The sequence below is a fragment of the Mycobacterium colombiense genome (genome assembly GCF_001665835.1).
GTDB classification, from domain to species: Bacteria; Actinomycetota; Actinomycetes; order Mycobacteriales; family Mycobacteriaceae; genus Mycobacterium; species Mycobacterium colombiense_A.
The window spans coordinates 163,261-185,492 of the sequence record NZ_LZSX01000089.1 but is presented as its reverse complement, the minus strand read 5'-3'; the positions used below and the strand labels follow the sequence as shown (position 1 = coordinate 185,492).

Sequence of the window (22,232 nt, the reverse complement as noted above, 5' to 3'; positions counted from 1 at the left end):
TGCTGCGAACCGGGTACCCACACCCGCCTCGACCACCCGGCTAGACACGTCTGCCCGGATCCGGTTGCGGCACCGCATTCAGCAGCCGCCGAGTGTATTCGTGCTGCGGGTCGGCGAACACCTGACGGCTGTCGCCCTGCTCGACGATCGCCCCGGCGTACATCACGACGACCTGGTGGGCGAGGTGCTTGACCACCGAAAGATCATGGGAGACAAACAGATAGGACAGTCCGAACCGCTCCTGCAGGTCAAGCAACAGATTGATGATCCCGGCCTGGATGGACACGTCGAGCGCGGACACCGGTTCGTCGAGCGCCAGGATCTTCGGTTGCAGAGCGAGCGCACGCGCTATGCCGATGCGCTGCTTCTGCCCGCCGGAGAACTCCGCGGGGTAACGGACCGCGTCGGCGCGGCGCAGCCCCACGATCTCGAGCAGCTCGGCGACGCGCGAGTTGGTGCGGCTCTTGTCGAACCCGTTGGCCCGCAGGGGTTCCGCGAGCAGGTCGAACACCGGTAGCCGCGGGTCGAGCGACGCGACCGGGTCTTGGAAGACGACCTGGATGTCGCGCCGCAACGCTCGCCTGCTCGCGGCGCTCAACGCGGTGACGTCGGTGCCCAGCACCTCGATCGAACCCGATTCGGGCCGGGTGAGTTCCAAGATCTCGTGCAGGGTGGTCGACTTGCCCGAACCCGATTCGCCGACGATGCCCAGGGTGCGGCCCTGCCGCAATTCGAAACTGACGCCGTCGACGGCGCGCACCTCACCGGCGCTGCGGCGCAACACGCCCTTGGTCAGCCGGTAGGTCTTGGTCAGGTCGCGCACCCGAACGACCACCGACGTATCGGCGGATTCCGCTTGGCGGGCTTCGGTGCTCACCCCGTAGATGTCTGCGGCGCTTCGGCCGTCGACCTGATCGGTGCGGATGCAGGCTGCCCGGTGATCGGCGCCGACGGAAAGCAATTCCGGCTCTGCGAGCCGACATTCGTCGATGGCCAGCGGGCAGCGGGGCGCGAAGGGGCACCCGGGATCCAGGCCCGCCAGCGACGGCGGCGCACCGGGTATCGGCACCAACCGGGCGCCCTGGGCGGCGTCCAGCCGCGGGACCGAGCCCAGCAGCCCGACCGTGTACGGCATGCGTCGGTCCCGGTAAAGGTCATGCACGGAAGCGGATTCGACAACCCGCCCGGCGTACATCACCAGGGCGCGGTCGGCGAACTCGGCCACCACTCCGAGGTCGTGCGTGATGATCAGCACCCCGGCGCCGGTGATGTCGCGCGCCGTCTTGAGCACCTCGAGGATCTGCGCCTGCACCGTGACATCCAGCGCGGTGGTGGGCTCGTCGCAGATCAACAGGTCCGGGTCGTTGGCGATCGCGATCGCGATGACCACCCGCTGTCGCTCGCCGCCGGACAGTTCATGCGGAAAAGCGCGGGCACGTCGCTCCGGCTGCGCGATGCCCACCAGCTCGAGCAATTCCACGGCTCGCCGGCGAGCGGCCTTCCTGCCCACCCCCGGCTGGTGGACCTCGATCGCCTCGGCGATCTGGTCGCCGACGGTGTAGACGGGCGTCAGCGCGGACATGGGATCCTGGAACACCATGCCGACCGTCTTGCCCCGGAACCGCGACATCGCGTCGTCACCGAGGCCCAGCAGTTCGGTGCCTTGCAACCGCACCGAGCCGCGCACCTGCGCGTACTCGGGCAACAGGCCGATGGCCGCCATCGCCGAAACGGACTTCCCCGAACCGGATTCACCGACCATGGCGACGACTTCCCCCGGTTCGATCCGGTAGCTGATACCGCGCACCGCGGTCACCGGATCGCCACCCGTCGGGAACGTGACCGCCAGGTCGGCCACCTCGAGCAGCGGGCTCATCGGCCCCCACCGCCGAGCACCGCGCTGCCGGGGTCGAGCGCATCGCGCAGGCCGTCACCGGTGAGGTTGGCGCACACCAGGATCAGTACCAGCACTCCCGCGGGAAACAGAAACACCCAGGGAAAAGTGGTCGCGGATTGGGTGCCGTTGGCGATCAACGTCCCCAGCGACACGTCGGGTGGCTGAATGCCGAAACCCAGGAAGCTCAGGCCGGTTTCGGCCAGGATGGCCGACGCGACGTTGAGCGCGGCGTCGATGATCAAGATGGACGCCACGTTGGGCACCACGTGGCCGACGATGATGCGGCGGCTGGAAACCCCCATATACCTTGCGGCCCGGATGAATTCGCGTTCCCGCAGACTCATGGTCATGCCACGCACCATGCGCGAGCTGACCATCCAGCCGAACCCCGCCAGCAGCAGGACCAGCATCAAGACATTCGCCGAGTTCTTGATGCGCGGCGTCACGATGGCGATGAGGATGAAGCTGGGCACCACCAACAACAGGTCGACCACCCACATCAGCGCGCGGTCGCGCCAGCCACCGAAATAGCCTGCGATCGACCCGACGGTGGCGGCGATGCCGGTGGAGATTACCGCGACGCAGACGCCGATCAGCATCGACTTCTGCATCCCGCGCAGGATCTGCGCCAGCAGATCTTGACCCAGCGCGTTGGTGCCCAGCCAGTGGTGCGCGTTCGGCGGCTGCAGCAGCGCGGTGAAATCGAGGTCCTCGTAGGAATAGGGCAGCACCGCGGGCAGCGCGTAGCAGCCGACGAACAACAGCACCAACAACGTCAGCGACGCCACCGCGAACCTGTTGCGGGCGAACCGCCGAAGCACCAGGGTGCGCCGCGAGGTGAAGCCCGCGACCTCGTGACCCGAAAAACCGTGGGCGCCATCGATGTTCGCCTGGGACGTCATGACACCCGGACCCGCGGATCGAGGGCCGCGTAGAACACGTCCGAAAGCAGGCCGGCCAGCAGCACCACCGCGCCGGAGAACAGGGTGATGGCCGCGATGATGTTGGTGTCCTGAGTCGCGATGCCCTGCACCAGCCATTCACCCATGCCGTGCCATCCGAAGATCTTCTCCACGAATACCGCCCCGGTCACCAGGCCGGCCACCCCGTAGGCGAACAGGGTGGCCAGCGGGATCAGCGCGGTGCGCAGCCCGTGCTTGACCAGCGCCCGCCGGCGGGTGAGTCCTTTGGCGCGCGCGGTGCGAATGAAGTCCTGGCCCAGCACGTCCAGCATCGCGTTGCGCTGATAACGGCTGTATCCCGCCGCGGCGGCCAGCGCCAGGGTCAGCGACGGCAAGACCAGATGCCGTAACCGGTCGAGCAGGTGCGCGCCGATCCCGCCGGTCACACCCGGTGAGGTCTCCCCGGTGTAGTCGAAAATGTGAATGCCCACGGCCCAGTTCACCCGCAGCGCACCGAGGATCAGCAGGCTGGCGATCACGAATGTCGGGGTGCTGAGCACCAGCAGCGCCACCATGGTGACCACACGATCGCTGAGTCGATACTGCCGGATGGCGCCCCACGCCCCGGCCGCGATACCCAGCACGGTGCCCACCAGCGAACCAATGATCAGCAGGCGCAGGGTCACTCCGAGACGGCGCCACAGGGTCGTCCCGACGGGCTGCCCGGTGGTGGTCTTGCCGAAGTCACCACGCACGGCGTGCGACGCCCAGTGCGCGTAGCGGATCGGTATCGGCTCATCCAGCCCGAGCGTGTGGGCCTTGGCGTCGATCACGGCCTGGGGCGGGCGCGGGCTGCGCTGCAGCAGGCTGTCCAGTGGCTTGAAGGCCACCGACGTCAGCCAAAACGTCAGAAACGATGCCAGCGCCAGCAGCACCACGTAGTTGAGCAACCGGCGTGCCAGAAACCGAGTCATGCCGGTCCGCACACCCCACGTCGCATTGGGACAGGCTATCGAGCCGCCCGCGCAGCGTCGCGCGTTGCGGTCGCCCGGCGCGTTCGGTCTCCTTCCGATCCGGTTGATTCTGACCCGTGAATCGCGTGTGATCGGTTGTTAGGATCCACCGCGGTACCGAGCCGCGCAGCAAACGCAGCACGGTTTAGGCCGCGACACTCGCGAGGAGGCTTGCGTGACGGTTACCGATGATTACCTGGCCAACAACGCCAAATATGCGAGCACCTTCGAGGGGCCGCTGCCGATGCCGCCGGGCAAACATGTCGCGGTCGTCGCGTGCATGGACGCCCGGCTCGACGTCTACCGCATCCTCGGACTCAACGAGGGGGAGGCCCACGTCATCCGCAACGCCGGCGGAGTCATCACCGACGACGTCGTCCGCTCGCTGGCGATCAGCCAGCGATTGCTGGGGACGCGGGAGATCATCCTGATTCACCACACCGACTGCGGCATGCTCACCTTCGCCGACGACGACTTCAAGCGCAGCATCCAGGAGGAGACCGGGATCAAACCAGCGTGGGCGGCGGAGGCTTTCACCGATCTCGCCGAGGATGTCCGGCAATCGCTGCGCCGCATCGAGGGCAGCCCGTTCGTCACCAAGCACGTCTCCGTGCGCGGATTCGTCTTCGACGTCGCCACCGGCAGGCTCGAGGAAATCAAGCCCTGATCCGGCCTCTGCCGCTCGCGACCTCAACCGATCTTGTAGGTTGCCAGCGCCTTGGCGACCAGCGTGCCCTGTGGGTCGACGATCTCGGCCTCGCAGTTGACCAGTGACCGGCCGCGCCGCAGGATCCGTCCCACGCCGATCACGTCGGTGGCCCGGGCCGGCGCCATGAAGTCCAGCGTGAGGGACACCGTCACGCCCCGCAGCTCCGGCGGTGCCTGCGCGCCGCACCAGGCCGCCGCCATGACGGTGAGATCGGCGAGCGTGGCGATGGCGCCGCCGTGGACCATGTCGCCGATGGTCACGTTGGACGGGTCCCAGGGCAGCCGCAGCCGCACTTCGTCCTCTTCGAGGCGGTCGGCGACGATGCCCAGCTTGACGACGAACGGGGATTGGGGGAGGAACTGCGCGATGACGTCGCGACCGCTCGGCGCGGATGGTCCGGCGGTTTCAGGGGTGGCAGTCATCCGTACATGTTTTCGCACCCCAACCGGCGGCAAAAGTGTCGCCGCGACTCTTGACGTGATCTGTCCGGTGACCGGTGTGCGCGCCAGCGCACCGCCGACCGCAGGTCCCGCGGTTGACAGCGCCGGGCCGAGCTGCTCTGATTTATCGTTAAGATGCCAAATATGGTCAGTTCTGCCAGGTTTTAATCGAAGGAAGCTATGACCAGTGATGTGACGGTGGCACCCGCCGCCGGACAGTACGAGTTGAGTCATCTGCGCTCGCTGGAGGCAGAGGCGATCCACATCATTCGTGAGGTGGCCGCGGAGTTCGAGCGGCCGGTGCTGCTGTTCTCCGGCGGAAAGGACTCCATCGTCATGCTGCACCTGGCGCTGCGCGCCTTCCGTCCCGGGCGGCTGCCGTTTCCGGTGATGCACGTCGACACCGGGCACAACTTCGACGAGGTGATCGCGACCCGCGACGAGTTGGTGGCCGAGCACGGGGTGCGCCTGGTGGTCGCCTCGGTTCAGGAGGACATCGACGCCGGCCGGGTCGTCGAGCCGCGCCAGGGGCGCAACCCGATCCAGACCGTCACGCTGCTGCGTGCCATCCGGGAGAACAAGTTCGACGCCGCGTTCGGGGGAGCGCGCCGTGACGAAGAGAAGGCCCGGGCCAAGGAACGGGTGTTCAGCTTCCGCGACGAGTTCGGCCAGTGGGATCCGAAGGCGCAGCGGCCCGAGCTGTGGAACCTCTACAACGGCCGGCATCACAAGGGCGAGCACATCCGGGTGTTCCCGCTGTCCAACTGGACCGAGTTCGACATCTGGTCCTACATCGGCGCCGAGAACATCGCACTGCCGTCGATCTATTACGCCCACCAGCGCAGGGTGTTTCGCCGCGACGGCATGCTGCTGGCGGTCGACAAGAACATGCACCCGCGCGATGACGAACCCGTATTCGAGGCGACGGTGCGGTTCCGCACCGTCGGCGACGTCACGTGCACCGGCTGCGTGGAATCAAAGGCCGTCACCGTGGACGAGGTCATCGCCGAGACCGCGGTGTCGCGGCTGACCGAACGCGGGGCCACCCGAGCTGACGACCGGATCTCGGAGGCCGGCATGGAAGACCGCAAACGGCAGGGATACTTCTGATGACAACGCTATTGCGCTTGGCCACTGCGGGTTCCGTCGACGACGGCAAGTCCACCCTGATCGGTCGGCTGCTCTATGACTCCAAGGCCGTGATGGAAGACCAGTGGGCGGCGGTGGAGCAGACGTCCAAGGACCGCGGTCACGACTACACCGACCTGGCGCTGGTGACCGACGGCCTGCGCGCCGAGCGCGAGCAGGGCATCACGATCGACGTCGCCTACCGCTACTTCGCCACTCCCAAGCGGAAATTCATCATCGCCGACACCCCCGGCCACATCCAGTACACCCGCAACATGGTGACCGGCGCGTCGACGGCGCAACTGGTGATCGTGCTGGTCGATGCGCGTCACGGTTTGCTCGAACAGTCCCGCAGGCACGCCTTCCTGGCGTCCCTGCTGGGCATCCAGCACATTGTGCTCGCGGTCAACAAGATGGACCTGATCGGTTGGGACAGAGGGAAGTTCGAGGCGATCCGGGACGAATTCCACGCCTTCGCCGCGCGTCTGGACGTGCACGACGTGGCCACCATCCCGATTTCGGCCCTGCACGGCGACAACGTGGTGACCAAGTCGGACCAGACACCGTGGTACGAGGGACCGGCGTTGCTGTCGCACCTCGAGGAGGTGTACATCGCGGGTGACCGCAACATGGTCGACGTGCGGTTCCCGGTGCAGTACGTCATCCGCCCGCACACCCGCGAGCACCAGGACCACCGCAGCTACGCCGGTACCGTCGCCAGCGGGGTCATGCGTCCCGGCGATGAGGTGGTGGTGCTGCCCGTCGGCAAGCAAACCCGGATCACCGCGATCGATGGGCCGAATGGTCCAGTGCAAGAAGCGTTTTCGCCGATGGCCGTATCGCTGACTCTGGCCGACGAGATCGACATCTCGCGCGGCGATTTGATCGCCCGCACCCACAATCAGCCCCGGGTCGCGCAGGAGTTCGACGCGACGGTCTGCTGGATGGCCGACAGCGCGGCCCTCGAACCCGGCCGCGACTACGTCATCAAGCACACCACCCGCACCACGCATGCCAAGGTGACCGCGCTCGACTACCGGCTCGACGTCAACACGCTGCATCGCGACAAGACGGCAACGGCGTTGAAGCTCAACGAACTCGGCCGCATCTCGCTGCGCACCCAGGTGCCGCTGCTGCTCGACGAGTACACGCGCAACGCCAGCACCGGCTCGTTCATCCTCATCGACCCGCACACCAACGGAACGGTGGCGGCCGGCATGGTGCTGCGCGACGTGTCGGCGCAGGCTGCGAGCCCGAACACGGTGCGGCACAAGTCATCCGCCGTCGCCGAGGCGCGGCCTCGGGGCAGGACGGTGTGGTTCACCGGTTTGTCCGGCTCCGGCAAGTCATCGGTGGCGATGCTGGTCGAGCAGAAGCTGCTCCAAAAGGGAATTCCGGCATACGTTCTCGACGGCGACAATCTGCGGCATGGCTTGAACGCCGACCTGGGCTTTTCCATGGCCGACCGAGCCGAAAACCTGCGCAGGCTGGCGCATGTGGCGGCGGTGCTCGCCGACTGCGGCAACGTCGTGCTGGTGCCGGCGATCAGCCCGCTGGCCGAGCAGCGCGAACTGGCCCGCAACGTGCACGCCGAGGCCGGCTTCGATTTCATCGAGGTGTTCTGCGACACCCCGATAGAGGAATGCGAAAAGCGTGATCCCAAGGGTCTGTACGCCAAGGCCCGCGCGGGTGAGATCAGCCAGTTCACCGGCATCGACAGCCCGTATCAGGCGCCGGTGAACCCCGATCTGCGGCTGACCCCGGACGGTACCGTCGAGGAGCAGGCGCAGCGGATCGTCGACCTGCTCGAATCACGCGGGTAGCCGCCAGATCAGCCAGGCTGCGCCGAAATAGCGTCGTCGGGTGGCACAATCCTGTGAGTGCGCATGTCGGCGAAGGCGGAGTATGCCGTGCGGGCGATGATTCAGCTCGCCACGGTGCCCGACGGAACGCTGGTGAAGACCGACGATTTGGCCCATGCCCAGGGCATTCCGCCGCAATTTCTCGTCGACATCCTGACCAACCTGCGCACCGACCGGCTGGTGCGAAGCCACCGCGGTCGCGAGGGCGGCTACGAATTGGCCCGGTCCGGGAAAGACATCAGCATCGCCGACGTGTTGCGCTGTATCGACGGCCCGCTGGCCAGCGTCCGTGACATCGGGCTCGGTGACTTGCCGTACTCCGGGCCGACGGCCGCGCTCACCGACGTCTGGCGCGCGCTGCGGGCCAGCATGCGGTTGGTCCTGGAAGAGACGACGCTGGCCGACGTCGCCACCGGTGGCCTGCCCAAGCATGTCGCGCAACTGGCCGATGACTACCGCAAGCAGGAAAACCAGCGGCACGGCACAGCGCGCACCGGCGACTAGGGGCAACGCACGCCGTCCTCGATGCGTACGCCACCCAAGAAATCCTGACCCTGGATGGGTTAACTGCGCAGCTGCGCGGGAACCCAAATCACCTGACGCTCTGCCGAGCGGTGCGCGCCGTTTGTGCACTTGGCATATCGAGGACGGAGTGGATATTTATGGCTGAACCGAAAATGATCGAGCATTGGCTCGAGGGGTGTGCGTTACAGCGGATCATGTTCCGCGATGGTTTGGTTCTGAATTTCGACGATGACAACGAGCTTGTCATCTCGGTACCTCTGCGCTTGACCCTGCCGGCCCTTGCTACCGCCCCCGCGGAAGTGGTCGCGATCGATCCGACCGACCCGGCCAACCAGGTGCGTCCGCTCTTTGATTTCTCCGGGCAAAACTGCACGGGTATTGATTGGTTTGACACCGGAGATCTCCACCTCGAGTTCTCCGACGGTCACAAGATCGACGTGCCTCCGGACGACGATGTCACCGCGTGGGAGCTGTATGGCAAGTACCACGGATATGCTGCGTGCCTACCGCACGGCAAGGTGCGGGTTGTGCGGCACGACGTGGACGAAACGAACATCGACGAGTGAGCTCCCGGCGAACCTGATGGTCGCCGGTCGCGCTCAGCTGCCAGAGCCGTAGGGGCGCGTGAGGATCTCCATGGCGTGCCCCGATGGATCGAGGAAGTACACGCCGCGCCCGCCGTCCCGTTGGTTGATTTCGCCGGGTCGTTTGGCGCCCGGGTCCGCCCAGTGCTGCAAATTGCGCGATGTGATCTTGCCGTAAATGGTGTCGAACTCCTGCTCGGACACCAAGAACGCGTAGTGCTGGCGTGGGATGTCCGCCCCTTCAGCGGCATCCGCGTAGTCGAGGCTCACGCCGTGCTCGAGCTCGACAACCATGAAGTGGCCGAAGGGCTTTGGGCCGGGCAGGCCGAACAGCTCGGCGAGAAACTCGGCGGATTCGCGTTTGTCGCGTGACGCGACGATGGTGTGGTTGAAACTGATGGTCATAGTTCTTTCCAGTCAACCACTGCGCGACCGGCGCGACAACGCCGCGCTACTTGGGCGCGGTTAGCTCCAGGGCGATGTTGTCGGGATCGCGGAACTCCAGGATGTAGGACGGCCCGATGTCTTTGACCGGCTCGTGGGCCACGCTGAGTTCGTCGAGATGCGCTGCCGCCGAATCCAATTCATCTTTGCTGGCGAGCCGGAAGGCAATGTGGTCGAGGCCGACGCGGTCCTCGTTGAAGCGGTCGGCGGCGACCGGCCGCAGCCCGAGCAGCGTCCCGCCGAGGTCGTAGATGACGCCGCCGTACAGGAAGCTCAACTGGTTGCGGGTGGGTTCGTCGGCATTCTCGGGAACTTCGATCAACACCGGCCAACCGAACACGCTCTCGTAGAACTGCCGCGACCGCTCGATATCGGTCACGGTCAGTCGGACATGTGCGATGGAACTACTGGTGAACGCCACTCGCCCCATGGTTCCACTGAAGGGCCGCATATCAAACATGTCAGAATCGCCGTCGTGCGGATTGCGATGACGATGCCGGTGATGGAGCCCGATCTGGATGCGACGGTGCTCGAGACGTGGGCGCGCGCCATCGACGAGGGCCCGTTCTCTTCGCTGTGCTGGGGCGAGCGGATCGCCTTCGACAACCCGGACAACCTGACGTTGCTGGGCGCGCTGGCCGCCTGGACCAACCGGGTGCGGCTGCTGACGACCGTCATCGTGCCGCAGCTGCACGATCCCGTCATGCTCGCCAAGGGGCTGGCGACCGGTGACCTGCTCAGCGGCGGCCGGCTGACCGTCGGAATCGGGGTGGGCGGCCGGCACGAGGACTACCACGCCGTCAGCGCCGACCCGGCGACGCAGACGATGCGCGGCATGGCCGAACGCGTTGCCGTGATGAAGCGCGTCTGGGCGGGGGAGAAGACCACCGACTCGGTACTGCCCGTCGGGCCGGCGCCGGTCCAGCCCGGCGGTCCGCCCCTGTTCGTCGGCAGTATCGGGCCGAAAACCATCCGCAGCGCGGCCGCGTGGGCCGACGGGCTGGCGGGTACCACCCTTGACCTCGATGTCGCCAAGCAGAACGAGCTGTTCGACGTGACCCGGGAGGCCTGGGCCCGGGCCGGCAAGCCCAAACCGCACCTGATTACGTCGTTCTGGTTCGCGTTCGGATCCCCGGAGGAGTCTCGCGGCCAGATCCACCGTCATCTGCGCCGGTACATGAACTGGATACCGGCCGAGTACGTCGACGCTATGGCGCCGATGACGGGCTGGGCCGGCAGTGAAGACGAGCTGTTGGACGTGTTGCGCCGGTTCGAGGACATCGGCACCGACGAGGTTCAGCTCATCCCGACGAGCTCGGATGTCAATCAAGTACATCGCGCCGCGGACGTGGCGGCGCGGCTGTAACCTGCAGTCCTGTGGCATCGCCGCAGGTAGATCGGGGTGAATTGCCGCGTCGGCGCGGTGGCGATTTCATTAGCGAATGACTCAGCAGGAGCTGCCCGCCCCGCTGGCCGAACTGACCGGGCTGATGACAGAGTGCGCGAATCACGGCGATTACGCCGGGGCCGCGCGGCAGGCAAACGAGCTGGTCACCCTCTGTCGGGCGACGCTGGGCGAGCGTCATCCCACGGTCCTGGAACTCAAGGTTTCGCTGGCCACCTTGCAGTTGCGGGCGGGTGAGGAAGCCGTCGCCTACGACGAGTTCGCGCGGCTGATCCCGGATCTCATCGAGATGCTCGGCCGCGACCATCTCAGCACCCTGACCGCTCGCCACCTGTTGGCGGGCCGGCAACAACCTTCGCTGTCATCGCTTGCCGAGTGGTCGCAGCTTTTCGCCGACGAACAGCGCGTCCTGGGCGGCGAGCACGAGAGCGTGCTGGTCGCCCGCGAGAAGATCGCCGAGAAGCGTTGGGAGATAGGCGATGTCGTGGGCGCAATAGCCGAGGGTGAACAGGTGCTCGCCGCGCGCCGTCGCGTGCTCGGTGACGAACACGCCGACACCCTGGGAACGAGATTGATGCTCGCGATCTGGCGGGGCCGGGCGGGCGACGTCCCGGCGGCCGTCGCCGAACTCGAACCGTTGGTCCGCGACCTGCGCGAAAAGCTGGGAGCCGACCACGTTCACCTGCTGATGGCCCGGCACATGTTCACGCTCTGGGCCCCGGACCGGGCCGGCGTCACCGACGAGGTCGCCGCGTGGGCGGCACTGGTCGACGAAGAGGCGCGCGTGCTCGGTGAAGAGCACCCGGTGACGGTCGCCGCCCGCCACGAGCTGGCCGGTTGGTGCGCCCGGCGTGTCGGCCGCGCCGATGGATCCGGCGGCCCGGGGTCGGTGGGCTGGTCGGCTTCCTGACCCGTGTGGCGCTGAGTTTTTAGGTGGCCGCTTTGTCCGCGGGGCGTTCTTCGTTGACGGCCGGCTCCTGCGGCGGCTGCCCCTTGCGCAGCGTCTCCAGCAGCTCGCGGTACGGCCCCACCAGGTAGACGGTGTCGCCGGCGCGAAGCCACGCATCCCGGCGAGGATGCAGCTCTACGGGCGTATCGCGACGGGTGATCGCGATGACCCGGGTCTGGGTGGACATCTCGAACATCCGCAGCCCGTCGAGCTCGCTACCGGCCGCCACGTGCATGGCGCCGACCATGAACGAACGCGGCCCGACCGAAAACGTCCCCAGCACCTGCAGGCCCATTGCGGCGCCGATGAACCAGGGCGCGGCCAGGTCGACGGTCGAGCGGACGTTCTCGAAACCGAACCGCTTGGCCACCGCATCGCCCAGGGTGCGGTCATAGATGCGCAGCACGATCGGCACGTCGGGCCGGTTGACTTCGGGCATCACCCGGGGACCGAGCATCTCGCGCAGCACGATTCCGGTCTCGATGTTGACCATGTCGTCTTGAGTCAGTACCGCGACGGCGCGGGCGCGGTCGACGCGGGCCGACTCCAGCGTCTGCCGCAGGGTCGCGTCCCCGAAGATCACCGGCACGTCGAGTTCGTCTGCGGCCGAAAGGAATCGGTTGTTCTCGTCGCGCTCGATCACCGCGACGTCGTAACCGGCGGCGGTCAGATCGCCGACAACGCGGCTGCCAAACGAGCCGAGCCCGACGACGATGATGTGGTTGCGCAGATGGCGGGCCCGCCGGACGCCGGCCGATTGGACGAAGCGGCGCGACAGCAGCAGGTCGGCCAGGAACGCGACGAGCAGCGCGGTGGTGGTCACGCCGGTGAACATCAGGGCGACGGCGAAGATTCGCAGCCACGCGGATTGGTGGAGGAACGTGAATTCGCCGTAGCCCACAGTGGTGATGGTTTCCGCGGTGAAATACATGGCGTCCAGCCAGGACAATCGCGGCTTCATATAGGAGAAGTGCACGACGACCGTCGAGGCGAGAAGCAGGCTGAGCGCGAGCAGCATCGCGGGGAAAAGCATCGGGTTGACGTCGTCGCGCATCGCCCGGGCGGCGTCCGACACGCGCCGCATCCACGATTGGCGCGAGCGTGTCGCGCTCGGGCGGGGCGTCTTGATGCCGCGCGCGGCCAGCTCATCGGCGCTGCCGATCATGGCGGTCCAGTCGCCGGCGCGCACCCGATGATCCCGTCCCGGGCATGGGACCACTTCGTCGGGCGTGGCGGAGTTCTCGCCGTGAATCACGGCTACCGGTGCCAGGTCGCCATAGATCTCGCGAAGGGTCGCGTCGCGGGGCGCCTCGGCACCCGACACCAGAAATTTGATGCCGGCCGCCTCGACCGGATGCGTATGGCTCGACAGACAGGCCTCGACCACCGACGGCGCCGCGAGGTCGGCGACGTCCAGGATGGCGCCGGGACCGTTGTCGGCGGCCACGGCTCCCCGCAGGACGTCGTTGCCCAGGCGGGCGACGACGCGCACATGAGGGTTTGTTTTCCTTGCCAGCAAGGCGATTTCGAGATTCTTCGCGTCATCGTCCCCGGCGCACACGATGGCGTGTGCGCGGGCAAGATCGGCGCCGGCGAGCTCCTCGCTGTGCAACTTGACGATCGCGGCGCCCGCACGGTTCAGTTCCTCGGCGATCGTGGTCGCGAGCGCGTCGTCACCGCTGACGATGATGTGGCGGCGCGTGCTCATGTATCCCCACCTCTGACGTTGGCGCTCAGCTGTTGCTATGACTATCGGGCACCGTGCCGATTGATGCCAGCGCGACATGTCGTGAGTTTTCAGGTGCCCAGGCCGAGAAATGTTGCTCCTGGCGGGCCAGCCAGGCATCCAGCACCGTCGAGGGCGAGCCAGCAATGGTGGAATTTGGGATTACAGCCCCGACAGCATCGACCGGCTGACTGCCCTCGTGCTAGACGTGACGCCAACGGTCGAAGCCTTCCACACGATCTCGCGAATGCCGAGTTCGTTGACGGCGCCTCCTACTACCTCGGCGAGATGCTGCGGCGCGGCTACCCATCCCGATGGGCCTACCGCGATTTTTCAGACGAAGGCGACTCGATCACCGCCAACTTCAAGATTCAGCTCAACGACGCCACTGGCTTCACCGCCCCTTATCATCTGCTTTCCCACATGGTCAGGCACAAAGATCCCGCCGATATCCGTGGCTACTACGACGAGTGGGTCGGCTGATTTCAGTCATGACTTGTGGAGCTCCGTCACACCAAACCGTCCTGGGAGCGAAAACCGTTGTAAGTCTTTTATTTCCGCAATCTGCCTAGGTCGGCATCCTCGGATGAATCCCGAGTTAACCCGTCAGCCAAGAGATTTGGTGGATCTACAAGATCTGAACGTCGGCGGGCGACCAGAACGCGCGCATCGACGTGATCTTGGCGTCCCCGTCGAACGACATCGTCGAGATCGGCGAGATTCGGGTGCGGCTGTCACCGGCGTCCAGCGTCAGATGCCAGAAGAAGGCGGCTTCGCCGCCGCCGATCCGTATTTCGGCGAGTTCGGTGTCCTTCTTGGCGTCTTGGAAGCCCGCATAGAACGCGCGGATGGCGTCGTGGCCGCGGCGGATGTCGGATCCGATCGGATCCTCGATCGTGGCGTCGGCGGCGTAGAGAGTCACGATGTCGTCGGCGGTGCCGGTTGCGACCAGCGCGAGGTAGCGATTGACGGTCTCGGTGATGGCTTCTGGAGACGGCATAGCTTCGGACGCTACTCCTCGCCATCGCCACGGTATGTGTTGCGGTATTCAGGGCAATACTGGCGTCGTGACTTTCATCGAACGCCTCGCGACCCGTGAGATCTACCGGAACCCGTGGATAGTGCTGCGAGAGGATGACATCCGTCGCCCAGACGGCAGCAAGGGCATCTACAGCGTCGTCGACAAGCCGGCCTATGCGCTCGTGATGCCGTATGACGGGCACCGCTTCCGGTTGGTCGAACAGTTTCGTTATCCCCTCGGCCAGCGACGCTGGGAGTTTCCGCAGGGTACCGCTCCCGACCTGGTCGACGCCGAACCGGTCGAGCTGGCCGAGCGCGAGTTACGTGAGGAAACCGGATTGAGCGCAACGTCATTCGAGGCCCTCGGCCAGCTCGACGTCGCGCCGGGAATGACCAGTCAGCGGGGCTGGGTGTTTTTGGCCACCGGTATCGCCGAGGGAGAAGCCGACCGCGAGCACGAGGAACAGGACATGCGCAGTGCGTGGTTTGCGCGTGCGGAGATCGAGCGGATGATTCGCGGGGGAGTGATCGCCGACGCGCAGTCGATCGCCGCCTACGCGTTGTTCCTACTGCGAGTGGGATGAAAACTCGCCACGACACCGCGATCGTGTCCGCGCCGAGATCACGCCGCGTCATCGAACGGCCACCATTGACGCAATGCGGCCGAGGTATCGGGTAGTTGCGGTGCTCGCTGCCGTCGCCGCGTCGATCGTCGCGCCCGGCACAGGTGCGCATGCGCTGGCACCGTCATGGAACGGCAAATACTCACTGGTGAGGTATGCGGTCAGCAAAACCGGTACCAGTGTCGCCGCCACGCAAGCCGAACCGACCTTCAGCGCGGATTACGTCTTCACCACCGCATGCTCGTCGGGCAGGTGCGTGGCCACCGCCACCAACGGCCCCGAGCCGAAGAACCCGACGCTGCCCCAGCCCTCGCACTACACCTGGGACGGCGCCAAGTGGGTTGAGCGTTTCGACTTCCAATGGGATTGCTATATGGGCGAAGGCATTTCGAAGGTGTGGGCACCCGCGAGGTCGTGGGCTTACTACACACCGCAGCCCGATGGTTCGCTACGCGGGACCTGGCACACCGACATCAACAACGGTCCCTGCAAGGGGAGCGTCGAAATGCCGGTGGCGGCGTTCGCCGCCGGGCCGGCATGACGGAGACGCCGTCACGACGGCGCCTCAGGATTGCTCAGGGGCAGTAGTTCGATTCCGCCGCGCTCACAATGGCCGTGGCGTCACCGTAGTTGAAGGAACTGGTCAACCCGGAATGAACATCGGTCGCCAGCTCGTCCGGGGTCTTGCCCGCGGCGCGATCCGAGCAGATGGCGTGCCCCAGCGAGATCAGCGTGCCTTCGCTGCCGGGCTGCCACACGACCCCGATCTTCTTCAATTGGCCCAGGTATCCGTCATCGTCGGCAACGGCGACCCCGCTACCTACCGTTAACGCGGCAGCAACAACAGCCGGAATACATAACATTCGCAGCCCGCAAACAGCCTTCACGCTCGTCTCCTTCTCCCAGTGATAGTGATAACGGCCTCAGTATGCGGCGTGCGGTGCGGGGCTGCGCGGCGAACAGCAAAAGCTGGCAAACCAGCATTGGGCAACTATGTCCTGCGTCAGCAATCGAAGCTTCGTTCCGTGGCAACCACACCGGCCCGCGGTGTCGTGGGCTGAGCGGACGCGTCGACCCGCCGGGTCCCGCCCGCGATGCGTCTCCGGCCGATGCCCACCTCTTGCTGGGTAAAGACTCTGCGGATCAGTCCGGCGGCGCGGTGGTCATCGAGGCGATGTAATAGGTTTCGTGCCCGGTCGGGTAGCCACCTCCGCCGGTCGCGATGTGCACATGGTCGTAATGGTCGGCGGTCTCCGAGCCCAGGTCCGCCATCCAGTCGCCCCCGCCGATACCCGGGTAGATTTTCTGCCGCCAGATGACGTGGTTGATGCCCCATCGCTTCGCGTTCGCCAAGGCATAGCCGGCGATCTGGTTGCCGAGCTCGATGCCTTCGGGGGAGTGGTAGTTCGGGATCATCACGTCGATCGCCAGCCCGTTGGGATGCCACGGCAACGGATCCTCGCGGTATCCGTAGATGGTCTTGATCTGGGGGAAGAGCACCGAGATGACGCGGGCCGCCCAGATGGTCTTGACCTGCAACCGTTCCTCGGATCCCACACTGTGTGGCAACGCGAGCTGGAATTGCTGGCCGGCGGACGGGGCGGGCGGTGCCAACGCCGTCAGCGATTCCACCTCGGCGGGACTGGCGGTGCGCGGCGCGCTGGCGGGCGGCGGCGCGGCGGCGGCGCTGGTGGCGGGAGTCGGCGCGGGCGTCTCGATGCAGCACCGTGTCTTGGTGCCCTGCGCGTGGATCATGGCCGCGGAGACGACGAGCGACGCCGCGATCGCCAGCCATCGCCCGCCGCCCTTGGCGAACACCTTCACGCCCACCAGCAGGAGCTTAATGTGGTTTGTGACGCGTGGGGTGCGATTTCACGTTGCTCTTCAGGACGGTCGAGCGGACCACTGCGCTGGTGATCAGCAGCCGATCGGGCCGCCGCCCGCGCGGCAGGTGATTCCGCTAGGTGTGCAGCTCACCGACGTCGTTGTTCAGCGGCGGTCGGTGGCAGGGGCGAGGTGCGCCATCCCTCGGAGAACCCACGGTGCGCGCGTGGCAATCAACTCCACGGCGCGGTCCGAGCGTCGCATCGCGGTCCGGCGGCCGGGGGTGGGAATTGAAACAAGTTCCGCCTCAGGCGATCCCGCCCGCGGGCCGTGGCGATCGACCGCCAGCAATTGCCAACTGCCGGGCACGCCACGCAGCTCGACGCTGCCACGGTCTTCGAAGCCAGTGCCCGACCCGACGACCAGGTCACGCACGGTCCGGGACACGAGGATGTCGCCCGCCCCTGCGTGTCCGAGGATGCGCGCCGCGATGTGTACCGCGATTCCCCCGATGTCGTTGTCCAGTAGTTCGCATTCGCCGGTGTGGATGCCGACGCGAATCTGGATGCCCAGGATCTCGGTGTCAGCGCGCAACGCCTCGGCGCACCGGATGGCCTGCGTCGGGCCGTCGAACGTGGTGAGGTGGCCGTCACCGGTGCTCTTGACCACCGTGCCGCCGAACCGCTGCGTGAGGTCGGCGGTGATCTCACCAAAGCGGTACAGCACCGCCCGCCACCGCTCATCGCCCGCCGCCGCGGCGTGCTGGGTCGAGGCGACCATGTCGGTGAACAACACGGTGCGCAGGGCGCGGTGTGACTGTGCAGGCGCGGCATGGCCGCCGGTGAGGAACTCCTCGATGCCGGTCAAGATCTTGTCGGGCTCGGTCAAGAAGGGAGCGTGGTCCACACCCTCGACCTCGAGGTACCGCGCGCCGGGGATGTGGTCGGCGAGATACCGGCCGCCCTGCACCGGAACCGCGGGGTCCTCACGGGCATGGATGACCAGGGTCGGCGTGGTGATCGTTGGCAGGATCGGGCGCAGGTCGGTCAGAAAGGCCGCTTCGAATGACGCCCGCGCCATCCCCGGGCTCGCGCTCATGCGCTCCAACATTGCGAGCTGGCGTATCGACCGGACCGACGGCGCGCTGATGCTGGCTGCCGCACCGCTGCCCCACCCGGAGCGCACGGCGCGGCCGCCTTCCAGCCAGCGAGCGAGCTGTTCAACGGACGGCGTGTAGTCCTCACCTAGCTCGGAAAGGAAGCGCGCCCGCAGCTCTCCCGGGTCACGATTCATGTCGTCCCATCCACAGGGGTGGAACGAGTATGTGGCGCATAGGATCAGCGCCCGCACTCGCTCCGGCCGTGCTGCCGCGAACATCATGGACGCCGGTCCACCGTCACTCAGACCGGAGACGACGGCCCGTTCGAAGCCGACGGCGTCCATGACGGCCTCGATCTCGGCCACCCGATCATCCAGGGTGCGAACTTTTGGCACCGGGTCCGACAGCCCGACCCCGGCCTTGTCGAACAAAAGGACGCGACAGAACGTGGCGAGCTGCTCCATGAACGCCTTGAACTGGGGGAGGGTCCAGGCCAGCTCGAGGTGGCTGACGAACGGCCCGACGACGACGAGCTCTACAGGCCCGTCGCCGAACACCTGATACGCCAGGCTGAGATCGCCGCACTTGGCGTACGACGTGTCCGCCATGGCCTGAGCGTACTGCTGATCCCACCGCTCGGCGGGGCGCCAGTGATAATCCCCCAGGTAGTTCCGCCTAGTGATCACTCAGGCAGCTGGTCACCGCTGGAATGCCGAGCGCACCCGCCATCCTGTGCCGTCATCCTCGGCGAGAACGGCGGCGACCCTCTAGGCAAGACGGTAAATCGGCGGCTCCCGCCAATTGGTCGCCATTCTCAACACGCTTGGGAACCGGACGCAGCGGCGCGGGAAGCTGGCCGCCCTCAAGTCGGTGACGACCAGGGGGCAGTACACCGATTAGTGTTCTCAGCAGAACTCTAGGTCCACGTTCCATTGCCCGTAGGCGCGGCCTGCGGCACCGTCTTGAGCGGGGCCGACCCGGGGGTTAGTCCAGTACACCTTGAACGGACCATCCAGACCCTGGTGGCCATCGAGAATGCGACCCTCACCCCAACTGGCAGGGTAGAAGGTGGACCGCTGGATGCTCTGGAAGGCTGGGGGCGGGGGGTACAGCGAGCTTGCACTTGGTTGTATATCGCGGCCACCGCCTGCCCAGCGGAGGCCTGATCCCCGGAGTCCCCTGCGCCAGCGGGGCGTAGGCGGTACCCGCCGCCAGGAACAGGCCGGCTATCGGCACTGAGTTGTTCATGCTCCGAACTCCTGCCTTCAAGGTCAGTCAGAGAGCCGCGTTCCGTTTCCGACGTATGACCACCCAGGTCACCAAGCCCGCGGCTATCGCCAAGACCAACGCCAAACCGTATGTGGACCACGGTGTCGTGTTGCTCTGCGGATGCGACGGCGCCGCCAAGTCGATGAGGGATTGGCCGTCGTCGGTGGGGCCCACGCCTGGCAGGGTTTGCGTCTTAGTCACGGTGATCTGACCGCCGTCGCTGGGGTTGTTGGCCTGACCCCACGCCAGCGTGGAGTCATCGAGCATGAAAGTGTCTTGACTGCCGGCAGCTTGGCTATCGTCGTGGCCCACCGGTTGCACCTTGCCGACTTGGACGGTCTGGTTATACGCCGGGACGTCCGCGGCGACATCTTGGTATGCCGTCGGGGGCGACCCGCCGTCGAAGCTGCCCGATGTCAGGTAGTCGTCGCCGACCGCGGTGAACGGGAACACCCCGTCCACCGCGAGGTCAAGTACCACATTGCTACCGGCGGCGACGTAAACCTCCTGGTAGCCACCACTGTAGAAGTATCGGAAAGTCATCGCCTGATTAAGAGGGTTGTAGAGGATCGGATGGCGGGAGGCGTCGTAGTCGATGTAGTCCCAATGGCGCGGGTGGGTCAGCCCGTTGACAACGTCAACGTTGGCGTTGTGAGTCTTGATCACGCTCTGCACCCGCTGATTGAAGTCCACCCGCGTCGGGGGTTTCGGCGGGTTGGCTGGGTCAATGTGCGTCGGCGGTGCCGCCTTGGCCGCCGCGATGGCATCAGACGATGCCCCGAGTCCCTTGGGCGGTCGCACCGACGCCGCTTTATGCGGAGAAGCCTGAGCCGGGGTCGTAGCCGGAGCCTGTACCTCGGTGGTCGTTCGCGCTGAGGTGCTGGGACCAGCGCATCCGATCATGGCGGGGTAGCCCCGGCACATCCATCCGGGATTCCCGGGAAATGCGTCAACGCACTTAACGTACGCGGCAGTCTGCCCGCCTGGCGTCATCAGCGACCTGCAATTTGCATCAAAATACTGGTTATACGCCATCCCGCAAGACAGGTCCGAGGGAGCACACGGCACCGTTGGATCAGCGTGTGCTACCGGCACCAAGATGATCGGCGTGAAACACATGGCGGCTGCTGCCGCCGCAAAGGCAATCTTCATGGGTAACCCCTGGTCGCGCAACTTAGGGTTTGCCGCTACCTAACGAGCGTCCCACCGTGCCCAGCCTGCGGGTAGCTGGGGCGATGATGCGCTTATCCCATTCGTCATTGGCCTAACTCCCTAGTCGATCAACAGAACTCGAGGTCGACACCCCACTGGCCGTAGGCTCGGCCTGCCGGTCCATCCGTGGCAGGGCCGACTCTGGGGTTCCGGTAGGACACCTTGAACGGGCCGCCCAGACCCGCGTTGGCGTCATGGATGCGGCCGGTCCCACCGACGGCCGGGTAGAAGTCGTTCCAACTGATCGACTGGAAGGCTGGCGGAGTACGCGGTGTGCAGCGAGCCTGCACTTGGTTATAGATGGCCGTTACTGCCTGTTCGGCGTCGGCTCGATCACCGCTTTCGGCCTGCGCCAGTGGGGCGCAGACGATGCCCACCGCCAACACGGCGGGCATCACCACTGCTTTGTTCATCAGTAGATGTCCACTTCAGCGCCGTTCCCGCCGGTGCACGTCACCGATCCGTGACGGACGATGGAACAAGACATCAGGTAGCTCTGGCCTGTCTCTGGTGAGTACGCCGTGAACGAGGTGCCTGCCCCGCTTGTCATCTTGTTCGCCACGTTCATCGCGAACTGGCAACTGGTGGTGCCAACCGCAACGACTTTCCCCGGCGCGTATCCGCACACGGTGTCCGCCTGGGCCGGGGCGGAGCCTACTGTCAGCGGCGAAACAGCAATCACCGCCGCAACGAACAACTTTCCAATCATCTGAAAACACCTTCCTCACTCCGGGCACAGGTAGTGGCGTGCCGCGTAGACGACGTTGGTGGCCTGCTGACGTCACTAAAGCTTTTTAGATTCGTGGGTAACGGCCCAAGGCGGCACCTGCTACAGCGATCTGCATGGGTGACACCTCCTTCGGTAACCGCCGTTAATCCGGCGAAGTTTGGCCTTTACTTCGGCGAAGTGTCTCGCCTCGACATGAAGTTCATATGAGTTTTGGTGAACTTCGTTGACTTGCATCATGGAATTGGGTACGGGGCTCCGCCAGAAGAAAGGGCCATGGGTATTGAGAAACCCTGACGCGAGTAATACTGACTGAATTGCGGACGCCAGCAGAGGCCGTAACTCCCACCGAGTACTCCAAACACTCTTTCGGGGCGGCTGTCGTCGCACGGCCCATCCACGGCTGCGGCTGCCCGTCGACCTCAAAACGCCGTCGTTGCACTCCGCAACCGATTCCCAAGGGTGCCAAGGTGGCTGTTTCCATCTAAGGATTGACGAGGCAGCTGGTCATGCCGGGAGTGACCAGCGGTGCAACGATGACGCGGCCGGATCCGTGGGCGGCCGTCACGCCGTTCCTTTCGGTGGCTGTCGCGGGCCGTGAATTCATCACCGCGTTTGCCGGCGCCGGCCGGAGAATTCTTTGCGGGCACGCCGGGGGCGTATGAAGTTCGGACTGTGACCTGAAAACAGCGTCTCAACTGCGTAAAGCTCTGGTGCCCCCGGCAGGATTCGAACCTGCGGCCTTCTGCTCCGGAGGCAGACGCTCTATCCCCTGAGCTACGGGGGCGCACCGACATACCTGTTGCGCCATGGGGCTTTCGAACAAGCACGGACAGACTAACGCATCGCGGTGGCCACCCCGCCACCGCAATGG

At 65.8% G+C, this 22,232-nt stretch carries 24 protein-coding genes and 1 tRNA gene; 10 read left to right on the top strand and 15 right to left on the bottom strand.

What is annotated here, in order from left to right; translation table 11 throughout:
• Positions 1-40: 40 nt before the first annotated feature.
• Genes A5760_RS22755 through A5760_RS22745 form a run of 3 tightly spaced genes read right to left on the bottom strand, consistent with a single transcriptional unit; the run spans position 41 to position 3,773 of the window.
• Complete coding sequence (locus tag A5760_RS22755) at positions 41-1,876, bottom strand: dipeptide ABC transporter ATP-binding protein (protein WP_064884982.1); 1,836 nt, start codon at positions 1,874-1,876, stop codon at positions 41-43.
• Positions 1,873-2,799 (bottom strand): ABC transporter permease, encoded by a 927-nt coding sequence (locus A5760_RS22750; protein ID WP_064884980.1) that lies wholly within the window; start codon positions 2,797-2,799, stop codon positions 1,873-1,875. The genes A5760_RS22755 and A5760_RS22750 overlap by 4 nt, the downstream gene beginning before the upstream one ends.
• Positions 2,796-3,773: an ABC transporter permease gene (locus A5760_RS22745; RefSeq protein ID WP_064885064.1), complete on the bottom strand. Its 978-nt coding sequence runs from the start codon at positions 3,771-3,773 to the stop codon at positions 2,796-2,798. The genes A5760_RS22750 and A5760_RS22745 overlap by 4 nt, the downstream gene beginning before the upstream one ends.
• A 214-nt stretch (positions 3,774-3,987) precedes the next feature.
• On the opposite strand from A5760_RS22745, the gene A5760_RS22740 reads away from it, so the two are divergent.
• Positions 3,988-4,479: a beta-class carbonic anhydrase gene (locus tag A5760_RS22740; protein WP_064884978.1), complete on the top strand. Its 492-nt coding sequence runs from the start codon at positions 3,988-3,990 to the stop codon at positions 4,477-4,479.
• 23 nt (positions 4,480-4,502) lie between these two features.
• Here A5760_RS22740 and A5760_RS22735 read toward each other — a convergent pair whose 3' ends face one another.
• Complete coding sequence (locus tag A5760_RS22735; protein WP_064884976.1) at positions 4,503-4,943, bottom strand: PaaI family thioesterase; 441 nt, start codon at positions 4,941-4,943, stop codon at positions 4,503-4,505.
• Between the two features lie 198 nt (positions 4,944-5,141).
• Between A5760_RS22735 and cysD the strand changes: the two genes are divergently transcribed.
• The 4 genes from cysD (at position 5,142) to A5760_RS22715 (ending at position 9,042) form a co-directional block, all read left to right on the top strand.
• Complete coding sequence (gene cysD, locus A5760_RS22730; protein ID WP_064884974.1) at positions 5,142-6,071, top strand: sulfate adenylyltransferase subunit CysD; 930 nt, start codon at positions 5,142-5,144, stop codon at positions 6,069-6,071.
• Positions 6,071-7,912, top strand: a complete 1,842-nt coding sequence (cysC, locus tag A5760_RS22725; protein WP_064884972.1) for an adenylyl-sulfate kinase — start codon at positions 6,071-6,073, stop codon at positions 7,910-7,912. The genes cysD and cysC overlap by 1 nt, the downstream gene beginning before the upstream one ends.
• 57 nt (positions 7,913-7,969) lie before the next feature.
• Positions 7,970-8,455 carry an Rrf2 family transcriptional regulator gene (locus A5760_RS22720; protein ID WP_064884970.1) on the top strand — a complete coding sequence of 162 codons (486 nt, stop codon included), beginning with the start codon at positions 7,970-7,972 and terminating at the stop codon, positions 8,453-8,455.
• Between the two features lie 158 nt (positions 8,456-8,613).
• Positions 8,614-9,042 (top strand): DUF6188 family protein, encoded by a 429-nt coding sequence (locus tag A5760_RS22715; RefSeq protein ID WP_064884968.1) that lies wholly within the window; start codon positions 8,614-8,616, stop codon positions 9,040-9,042.
• Between the two features lie 33 nt (positions 9,043-9,075).
• Here A5760_RS22715 and A5760_RS22710 read toward each other — a convergent pair whose 3' ends face one another.
• On the bottom strand, positions 9,076-9,465 hold the full coding sequence (locus tag A5760_RS22710) for a VOC family protein (RefSeq protein WP_064884966.1): 390 nt from the start codon (positions 9,463-9,465) through the stop codon (positions 9,076-9,078).
• Positions 9,466-9,511: 46 nt separating this feature from the next.
• Entirely contained in the window at positions 9,512-9,934 is a 423-nt protein-coding gene (locus A5760_RS22705; protein WP_064884964.1) for a VOC family protein, read from the bottom strand.
• A gap of 57 nt (positions 9,935-9,991) precedes the next feature.
• On the opposite strand from A5760_RS22705, the gene A5760_RS22700 reads away from it, so the two are divergent.
• Entirely contained in the window at positions 9,992-10,870 is an 879-nt protein-coding gene (locus tag A5760_RS22700; RefSeq protein WP_064884962.1) for an LLM class flavin-dependent oxidoreductase, read from the top strand.
• A gap of 76 nt (positions 10,871-10,946) precedes the next feature.
• The gene (locus tag A5760_RS22695) at positions 10,947-11,819 is read left to right on the top strand and encodes a tetratricopeptide repeat protein (protein WP_064884960.1); all 873 of its coding nucleotides are present in this window, start codon (positions 10,947-10,949) and stop codon (positions 11,817-11,819) included.
• Between the two features lie 19 nt (positions 11,820-11,838).
• On the opposite strand, the gene A5760_RS22690 is transcribed toward A5760_RS22695, so the two are convergent.
• Positions 11,839-13,566: an NAD-binding protein gene (locus A5760_RS22690; protein ID WP_064884958.1), complete on the bottom strand. Its 1,728-nt coding sequence runs from the start codon at positions 13,564-13,566 to the stop codon at positions 11,839-11,841.
• 306 nt (positions 13,567-13,872) lie between these two features.
• On the opposite strand from A5760_RS22690, the gene A5760_RS22685 reads away from it, so the two are divergent.
• Positions 13,873-14,067, top strand: coding sequence for a hypothetical protein (locus A5760_RS22685; RefSeq protein WP_064884956.1), 195 nt, complete (start codon positions 13,873-13,875; stop codon positions 14,065-14,067).
• A gap of 145 nt (positions 14,068-14,212) precedes the next feature.
• Here A5760_RS22685 and A5760_RS22680 read toward each other — a convergent pair whose 3' ends face one another.
• Positions 14,213-14,584: a nuclear transport factor 2 family protein gene (locus A5760_RS22680; protein ID WP_064884954.1), complete on the bottom strand. Its 372-nt coding sequence runs from the start codon at positions 14,582-14,584 to the stop codon at positions 14,213-14,215.
• A gap of 34 nt (positions 14,585-14,618) precedes the next feature.
• Here A5760_RS22680 and A5760_RS22675 point away from each other — a divergent pair, with 34 nt between their 5' ends.
• Together A5760_RS22675 and A5760_RS22670 are read left to right on the top strand one after the other, a co-directional pair.
• Positions 14,619-15,188 (top strand): NUDIX domain-containing protein, encoded by a 570-nt coding sequence (locus A5760_RS22675; RefSeq protein ID WP_196772180.1) that lies wholly within the window; start codon positions 14,619-14,621, stop codon positions 15,186-15,188.
• A 73-nt stretch (positions 15,189-15,261) separates the two neighbouring features.
• Positions 15,262-15,768 (top strand): hypothetical protein, encoded by a 507-nt coding sequence (locus A5760_RS22670; protein WP_196772170.1) that lies wholly within the window; start codon positions 15,262-15,264, stop codon positions 15,766-15,768.
• Positions 15,769-15,802: 34 nt separating this feature from the next.
• Here the strand turns inward: A5760_RS22670 and A5760_RS22665 are convergent, their stop codons facing one another.
• From A5760_RS22665 to A5760_RS22635, 7 genes are all read right to left on the bottom strand, one after another.
• Entirely contained in the window at positions 15,803-16,090 is a 288-nt protein-coding gene (locus A5760_RS22665) for a DUF732 domain-containing protein (RefSeq protein WP_064884949.1), read from the bottom strand.
• A 280-nt stretch (positions 16,091-16,370) separates the two neighbouring features.
• The gene (locus tag A5760_RS22660) at positions 16,371-17,057 is read right to left on the bottom strand and encodes a hypothetical protein (RefSeq protein WP_064884947.1); all 687 of its coding nucleotides are present in this window, start codon (positions 17,055-17,057) and stop codon (positions 16,371-16,373) included.
• 159 nt (positions 17,058-17,216) lie between these two features.
• Positions 17,217-18,758, bottom strand: coding sequence for an adenylate/guanylate cyclase domain-containing protein (locus A5760_RS22655; RefSeq protein ID WP_064884945.1), 1,542 nt, complete (start codon positions 18,756-18,758; stop codon positions 17,217-17,219).
• Positions 18,759-19,425: 667 nt separating this feature from the next.
• Positions 19,426-20,220, bottom strand: coding sequence for a hypothetical protein (locus tag A5760_RS22650; protein WP_231122716.1), 795 nt, complete (start codon positions 20,218-20,220; stop codon positions 19,426-19,428).
• A 479-nt stretch (positions 20,221-20,699) separates the two neighbouring features.
• Complete coding sequence (locus tag A5760_RS22645) at positions 20,700-21,044, bottom strand: hypothetical protein (protein ID WP_064884941.1); 345 nt, start codon at positions 21,042-21,044, stop codon at positions 20,700-20,702.
• A complete protein-coding gene (locus A5760_RS22640; protein ID WP_064884939.1) occupies positions 21,044-21,340 on the bottom strand; it encodes a hypothetical protein in 297 nt (98 codons plus the stop codon). Before A5760_RS22640 ends, A5760_RS22645 begins: the two co-directional genes overlap by 1 nt.
• Before the next feature lie 729 nt (positions 21,341-22,069).
• Positions 22,070-22,145: transfer RNA gene (locus tag A5760_RS22635), tRNA-Arg, on the bottom strand.
• Positions 22,146-22,232 lie beyond the last annotated feature (87 nt).

Coding starts and splice junctions, on each gene's coding strand:
- A5760_RS22755 (WP_064884982.1), bottom strand. CDS start 1,876: ATGAGCCCGCTGCTCGAGGTGGCCGACCTGGCGGTCACGTTCCCGACG.
- A5760_RS22750 (WP_064884980.1), bottom strand. CDS start 2,799: ATGACGTCCCAGGCGAACATCGATGGCGCCCACGGTTTTTCGGGTCAC.
- A5760_RS22745 (WP_064885064.1), bottom strand. CDS start 3,773: ATGACTCGGTTTCTGGCACGCCGGTTGCTCAACTACGTGGTGCTGCTG.
- A5760_RS22735 (WP_064884976.1), bottom strand. CDS start 4,943: ATGACTGCCACCCCTGAAACCGCCGGACCATCCGCGCCGAGCGGTCGC.
- cysD (WP_064884974.1), top strand. CDS start 5,142: ATGACCAGTGATGTGACGGTGGCACCCGCCGCCGGACAGTACGAGTTG.
- cysC (WP_064884972.1), top strand. CDS start 6,071: ATGACAACGCTATTGCGCTTGGCCACTGCGGGTTCCGTCGACGACGGC.
- A5760_RS22715 (WP_064884968.1), top strand. CDS start 8,614: ATGGCTGAACCGAAAATGATCGAGCATTGGCTCGAGGGGTGTGCGTTA.
- A5760_RS22710 (WP_064884966.1), bottom strand. CDS start 9,465: ATGACCATCAGTTTCAACCACACCATCGTCGCGTCACGCGACAAACGC.
- A5760_RS22705 (WP_064884964.1), bottom strand. CDS start 9,934: ATGGGGCGAGTGGCGTTCACCAGTAGTTCCATCGCACATGTCCGACTG.
- A5760_RS22700 (WP_064884962.1), top strand. CDS start 9,992: ATGACGATGCCGGTGATGGAGCCCGATCTGGATGCGACGGTGCTCGAG.
- A5760_RS22695 (WP_064884960.1), top strand. CDS start 10,947: ATGACTCAGCAGGAGCTGCCCGCCCCGCTGGCCGAACTGACCGGGCTG.
- A5760_RS22690 (WP_064884958.1), bottom strand. CDS start 13,566: ATGAGCACGCGCCGCCACATCATCGTCAGCGGTGACGACGCGCTCGCG.
- A5760_RS22685 (WP_064884956.1), top strand. CDS start 13,873: ATGCTGCGGCGCGGCTACCCATCCCGATGGGCCTACCGCGATTTTTCA.
- A5760_RS22680 (WP_064884954.1), bottom strand. CDS start 14,584: ATGCCGTCTCCAGAAGCCATCACCGAGACCGTCAATCGCTACCTCGCG.
- A5760_RS22675 (WP_196772180.1), top strand. CDS start 14,619: ATGTGTTGCGGTATTCAGGGCAATACTGGCGTCGTGACTTTCATCGAA.
- A5760_RS22670 (WP_196772170.1), top strand. CDS start 15,262: ATGCGGCCGAGGTATCGGGTAGTTGCGGTGCTCGCTGCCGTCGCCGCG.
- A5760_RS22665 (WP_064884949.1), bottom strand. CDS start 16,090: ATGTTATGTATTCCGGCTGTTGTTGCTGCCGCGTTAACGGTAGGTAGC.
- A5760_RS22655 (WP_064884945.1), bottom strand. CDS start 18,758: ATGGCGGACACGTCGTACGCCAAGTGCGGCGATCTCAGCCTGGCGTAT.
- A5760_RS22645 (WP_064884941.1), bottom strand. CDS start 21,044: ATGAACAAAGCAGTGGTGATGCCCGCCGTGTTGGCGGTGGGCATCGTC.
- A5760_RS22640 (WP_064884939.1), bottom strand. CDS start 21,340: ATGATTGGAAAGTTGTTCGTTGCGGCGGTGATTGCTGTTTCGCCGCTG.